This is a genomic window from Alkalibaculum bacchi, from assembly GCF_937875145.1.
Lineage (GTDB): Bacteria > Bacillota > Clostridia > Eubacteriales > Alkalibacteraceae > Alkalibaculum > Alkalibaculum bacchi_A.
This window is the reverse complement of record NZ_CALNCS010000043.1, coordinates 1-5,290: the sequence shown is the minus strand read 5'-3', so window position 1 is coordinate 5,290 and position 5,290 is coordinate 1. Positions and strand designations below refer to the sequence as shown.

Below are 5,290 nucleotides of genomic sequence, written 5' to 3'. Positions count from 1 at the left end.
TGGAACACTGAGCCACTCAGGTAAAAGAGAAACCACAATACCTTTTGAAAGAAGAACTTTCGAATATCCATTTCTCTCTTCAATTATCTTTTGAACAGGAGGCTCATGTAATGTATCTAGTAGTAAGTCTTCTAGAACCCATTTAATAAGTCGCGCCTCATCACTAGGGTTGCAGTAATCTGATTCCTCATAAGCAAGTGTGGCATACTGCTCAATTTTTAAAATCAAAGTCTTTCTTAAACTAATCAAAAAATTTTTGCTAATTGAAGGAGGAAGGCTATCTAGCAATTTGACAGACTTATTAGCATGCTCAAGGAGAATTCGAGCCTCCTGAATAGAAAGCAAGTCATTGTCTATCAGAGCCATCAGACACCTCCTTAATACGGCAAAAGATTTTCAACTTTGTACTTATCTGTAATTTTCTTAAGGCTTGGGTGTGGCCTAGGAATAACAACAGAGCTATAGACTTCTGCCCCAAGTGATTCGACAGCTTTTACACCAGTCTCAACAGCAGCTTTACAAGCTGCGACATCTCCTTTGACTAAAATTGAAATATATCCCGAAGCTGTGTTCTCGTAGCCTATCAACTCAACATCGCCAGCTTTGCACATAGCGTCACCGGCTTCGAGAACCCATACAAGACCAAATGTCTCTATCATGCCTAAAGCATTTATGCTTTCGTCAGCCACCTTGACCTCCCTAATAATCCACATCGTGGACAGAGACAACATCTCCAATAGATGGGACAGGGCGCTTCATAACGTTATGTGCGGTTAATTTCCCAATACTCGAAGCGGCAGCGCATCCCGCTTTAACAGCTGCTTCACAAGCCGCAACGTCACCCTTAACAATGATAGTTACTAGCGTAGATCCGATATTTTCATAGCTTACTAGTTCAGTATCTCCGGCCTTGAGCATCGCGTCTGCAGCATAGATTGCAGGGACCATTCCGATTGTCTCAATGAGACCGATGGCTTCCTCACCCCTGTAACGCATCTATATCTCCTCTATTTAATATAGGAATTGATCATTTCACGCTGTTCTTGTGTAGCGTGATAAAAAACTCTGATCTCGTTTAAATCATCTAGGTCAAAACGAGACTCTTCAATAAGCCCATTTTTTTCGGCCGTCATTAATGCCTCTATCATTTTGGGCTTATTAAAAGTCGCATATTCTTGATAAGAATTTGCAAGTGCACCCATCACATCATCCACACTGGCTTCATCGACTTGTGTGTAGTACTTAAGAATTGCATAATTTAGAGGTCTTAAATTATTCATTATTTTTCCTCCCTTCTAGAAAATTCTTTAGGATTAACAGCGATGATAAAAATTCCTACCATCATTACGATGGCAGCTAGCCATGCAATAGGAGCAAGCGAATATCCTTCGAGTCCCATAGCAATTCCAACAACAATCCAAGTGAAAAGTGGTGCAAAGAAAGTGTAGGTACCATTTAGAGCCTGACCAAGTGCCGACCCACACATGGAATTTCCTTTATACCAACTTGCAAAAGAAATGTATGCAAAAAAGCCACTCAATAGAAAAATAAAACACCAAGGAGTATTTGTGACTACCTGTCCTACAAAATTAAATACGGTTCCTACACCCACATTTCCAATAATCGATAAGACTGGCAGCAAAATACACAAATTAGCAATTCCTGAAGTACATTGACGGATGGTAATACCTATCTGGAAATCAATCATTGAAGTACCAAAACCAGCGATAGTACCTTCAAGTCCCCAGCCCAACGCTGCAATTACTGCAAAAAATAATCCAGTAGTTACCCCACTACCCATTTCACCGGTTAGTGCTGTACTTCCGATCATAATACTTGCTACCAAACAAGTAGCTATACCTAGGATTGTTCTTCCACTAAGTTTTTGCTTATACAACACCCGTCCGAAAATAGCACCAGCAGTGACATTAAGGGCTGCAACGGGCGACGCAATGGGACCAGCTTGCGAAAGGGCAATAATATAGCTTGTCGTAGCTATAGGACCGCCCACAAGTGCTGCCCCAATCATAATCCTACCTGGCTTTGATTTTAGGGTTAGAGTAAAGTCCCCAAGTTTTCCTTGCTTTGCGGTTACAACCAAAGCCCAAATGGCACTACAAAGATCATTTAGTGCAGATGCAATTGTAGGAAAAATAAAAATTGCTATAAAAGATGTAGATTCAAAACTACTCCACCAATTACTCCAAACACCAACATTTTGGGCCGCTGTTATAAAAGCGCTGTAAAGACCATACGTAATGCCAGAAAACAAACCAAGAAAAATACCCTTCTTAAAAAAGCTTTGATCGAGTTCACGTTTTTTTACTTTGGCAAGACCTTCTAAAGAAACATCTGCAACCGCCACCTGTACCTCCCATTCCTTTTAACATGCATCGACTTCACTTGCTATCTATCGGCAGTGAGCAAGCTAACAGCTTTACCTCATGTGAACCTTATTGACAGACCCTTAACTATCGGTAATTGGTAGATAATCTGTTGCATACGGTGATATAAGATACTTTTTACATTTGAATTTCTATTAACTAAAATTTTTAGTGTAGAAAATTATTCCTAAATTCAAATTCAAAAGAGAAAAAATAAATTTATTGAATTTTATCTGGATCTAAAAATTTTAAGAAAATTATGTCTTTTTAAAATGAAATAAGCCATTTTAGGAATTAATTCTATTAATAAAATTATTTTTGATAATTTTATTTGTATATTATGCTGTTATTTTTATAATTTACTAATTTTTTCAATTAATTTTATACAATCATATAGGATCAAATAAAGAAAAATAAATGACTCACTTTTTAAACTTTTGTATACCATAACCTTACGTCATAAATTGTATATAAATTTTCTATTTTCTTAGTATATTGTATATAAGACAAATTCTTATTTAGTCTATATTAAGTTTCACTATTTAATATTTACATAATTTGCTTATAGACAAATTCTTTCTAATCAAGGTACTATGACTAGACTTTAAATTATTTCATTCATTTTATACTAACTATTTTTCTAATTAGACTATTTGTACAGTTAATTTACATCATTTTTAGTTAAAAGACTTTATTTCGCTCTAAACTATTTGCAAGAACAATATTTCAATATTTTTTAGTTTAATAGTTTATAAAACTCCAACAACTGTTCTTTTACGCTGTTTAAAATAAATTAATATTTATGCAAAATAATTCATTTTACTGAGTATAAAAATTAAATCTTTTCTCTTACTCTTATATAAAAGTTAAATACTAAATATATTTTATTGGTATATATCAAACTTATAAATTTTTAGGAATGATATCCCAGTCACGAAGACCTTGCCTCTGATGCACTTTTGCTTCATCTAAAGAAATCCGCGGAAAATCGCTTTTTAGATAATTCTTCAGTTCCTCAACACCATCACCTGTCATATTATTAATTAAAAAGATTTGCTCACATCCAGAATTAATAAGCCACTGTCTCACCATTGCTATATTGGCGTATGGGGAATCTATTTTAGTGATAATTCCAATAAGAGGCCTATTTAAAAAAGAACCACAATTCGGAGCAAAAACACTAAAAGGCTCATCAGCAGCAATTACAATTGCAATAACATCAGCTTCGAATGAGAAACAAGCAAGCCCAACTCCAAGTTGATTCGATTCCGAATATTCGCCAGGCGTATCAATTGTATCACTATTTGCATATGTATATTGTGTCTTATGATAATGTGGCCTTTCTCCTCTCAAAACCTGAGCAAGAGATGTTTTACCAGCTTCACTGCGGCCCATTAAAAAAAGCTTTTTCATAGTTAACCTTCAATGCTTTATTGAACTTGATGAACTCTCCCATTTATCAAATTATTAATATATTTATTTACTATTTTGTGAGACTACAGACATTAAAATGTAAAGCATCATTAAAATACCGAAGAATTTCAGTTTCTGCATTCTCCACATCTGCAATTGTTCCAACTAAAATTAATGAACCATTGAATCTGTCCATAAAACCTATACTGATTGAACTATTTTTTACAGCTATATCAGCGGCAATAACAACAGATTCCCACGGAGTAAACCGCATTAAGCCAATAGCTTCACCTACATGATCTTCACCTTCGTGAACACCAATATGTAGCCCTAGATTTTCATAAACTTTTCTATCGGATACACCAATAATATGTGCTAGATCGACTTCTCGGCCAGGCACGCTAACTCGCGTCCAACGTAAATGTTCAATATTATTTTCTTGATAACAATTATGAAAAATTTTTTCTAAAAACTCTTCTCTCGTCAATCTTATAGACATAGAATTCCCTATCGTTTTGTAACATCACACGAAACATAGCCAAGGACATCACGAAAATAGCTTACAACTGCAGTAATCGCTGTTATTACTTCAGCAATTTCTCCTGATATGATTAAGGTTCCTGTAAAGCGATCTGCAAAACCAAGATATACGTCAGCACTTTTAAGAGCAATATCTGAGGCAATAACTGTCGATTCTGGAGGTGTCATATTCATGATACCTAAAGCACTCGATTGGTAGTCAACTGTAGGATTCATTCCTAATTTTGTATAGATTATAGGAGCTGGTCCACCAATAATATGAGCCAGGGTTATCTCTTTGCCAGCAACTGTTTCCTGCACAACCCTAATTTGTTCTTGTGTATCTTTCATTATTTTTTACCCCTCATAATGCATATTTATCAGTTTGCATATTTCTAAAATAGATACGAAAATATGAGCTGAGTAGTACTAATCAACAAGTGATAAGTCCAAACAAATAAGGCATTTTTGATACGCTACCGACTGGAGTACGACTATCTCGTTGTAAAGAGTTTTAAGTTACAGCTATTAACCTCACAGATGCCTCACAGCACCAATGACAACATATTCCTTTGCAAGTGCAGCCGATGTACTAATCATAATATCTCAAATTCTGAACATAGACATCCAAAACATTGAAGTAGCTACTAATTAAATTAAATAGCTTTAAAACACAGTAGTTATCTCGGAGAGACTAATTTTCTCCCATATCCCTATTTAGAGAAACAGCAACAAAAAATAAGAAACTTCTCTATCAGATGTAGTGGACTAGTGCTAACTCACTCAGTGAACATTATGACGGGAATGTGTTGTTGTTTAAATTTTGCTAATGGTATTAGCAAATAGTTTATAGGCGGGTACTCTACTAAACATTATCTAATACTATTAGCTATTTCTTAGTAAGAAAGGTTTCTCTGTTGAAAGAAGAAGATAAAGTTCCGGAAGACTCGTACCGCGATGAGGTCGACTGGGAC

7 protein-coding genes and 1 pseudogene are annotated in these 5,290 nt (G+C 35.4%); all 8 read right to left on the bottom strand.

Features of this window, described 5'->3' with window-relative positions; translation table 11 throughout:
• A pseudogene (locus Q7P22_RS02785) lies at nt 1-366 on the bottom strand (hypothetical protein); the annotation flags it as partial.
• Between the two features lie 11 nt (nt 367-377).
• Complete coding sequence (locus tag Q7P22_RS02780; RefSeq protein ID WP_303860368.1) at nt 378-659, bottom strand: BMC domain-containing protein; 282 nt, start codon at nt 657-659, stop codon at nt 378-380.
• A gap of 40 nt (nt 660-699) precedes the next feature.
• Entirely contained in the window at nt 700-996 is a 297-nt protein-coding gene (locus Q7P22_RS02775; RefSeq protein ID WP_303860364.1) for a BMC domain-containing protein, read from the bottom strand.
• A gap of 11 nt (nt 997-1,007) precedes the next feature.
• On the bottom strand, nt 1,008-1,280 hold the full coding sequence (locus tag Q7P22_RS02770) for a hypothetical protein (RefSeq protein WP_303860361.1): 273 nt from the start codon (nt 1,278-1,280) through the stop codon (nt 1,008-1,010).
• A complete protein-coding gene (locus Q7P22_RS02765; RefSeq protein WP_303860358.1) occupies nt 1,280-2,365 on the bottom strand; it encodes a hypothetical protein in 1,086 nt (361 codons plus the stop codon). The genes Q7P22_RS02770 and Q7P22_RS02765 overlap by 1 nt, the downstream gene beginning before the upstream one ends.
• Nucleotides 2,366-3,287: 922 nt before the next feature.
• Entirely contained in the window at nt 3,288-3,797 is a 510-nt protein-coding gene (locus tag Q7P22_RS02760; protein WP_303860355.1) for a EutP/PduV family microcompartment system protein, read from the bottom strand.
• Nucleotides 3,798-3,867: 70 nt separating this feature from the next.
• Nucleotides 3,868-4,296: a BMC domain-containing protein gene (locus tag Q7P22_RS02755; protein ID WP_303860352.1), complete on the bottom strand. Its 429-nt coding sequence runs from the start codon at nt 4,294-4,296 to the stop codon at nt 3,868-3,870.
• Nucleotides 4,297-4,304: 8 nt separating this feature from the next.
• Nucleotides 4,305-4,667: a BMC domain-containing protein gene (locus Q7P22_RS02750; RefSeq protein ID WP_303860349.1), complete on the bottom strand. Its 363-nt coding sequence runs from the start codon at nt 4,665-4,667 to the stop codon at nt 4,305-4,307.
• Between the last annotated feature and the right edge of the window lie 623 nt (nt 4,668-5,290).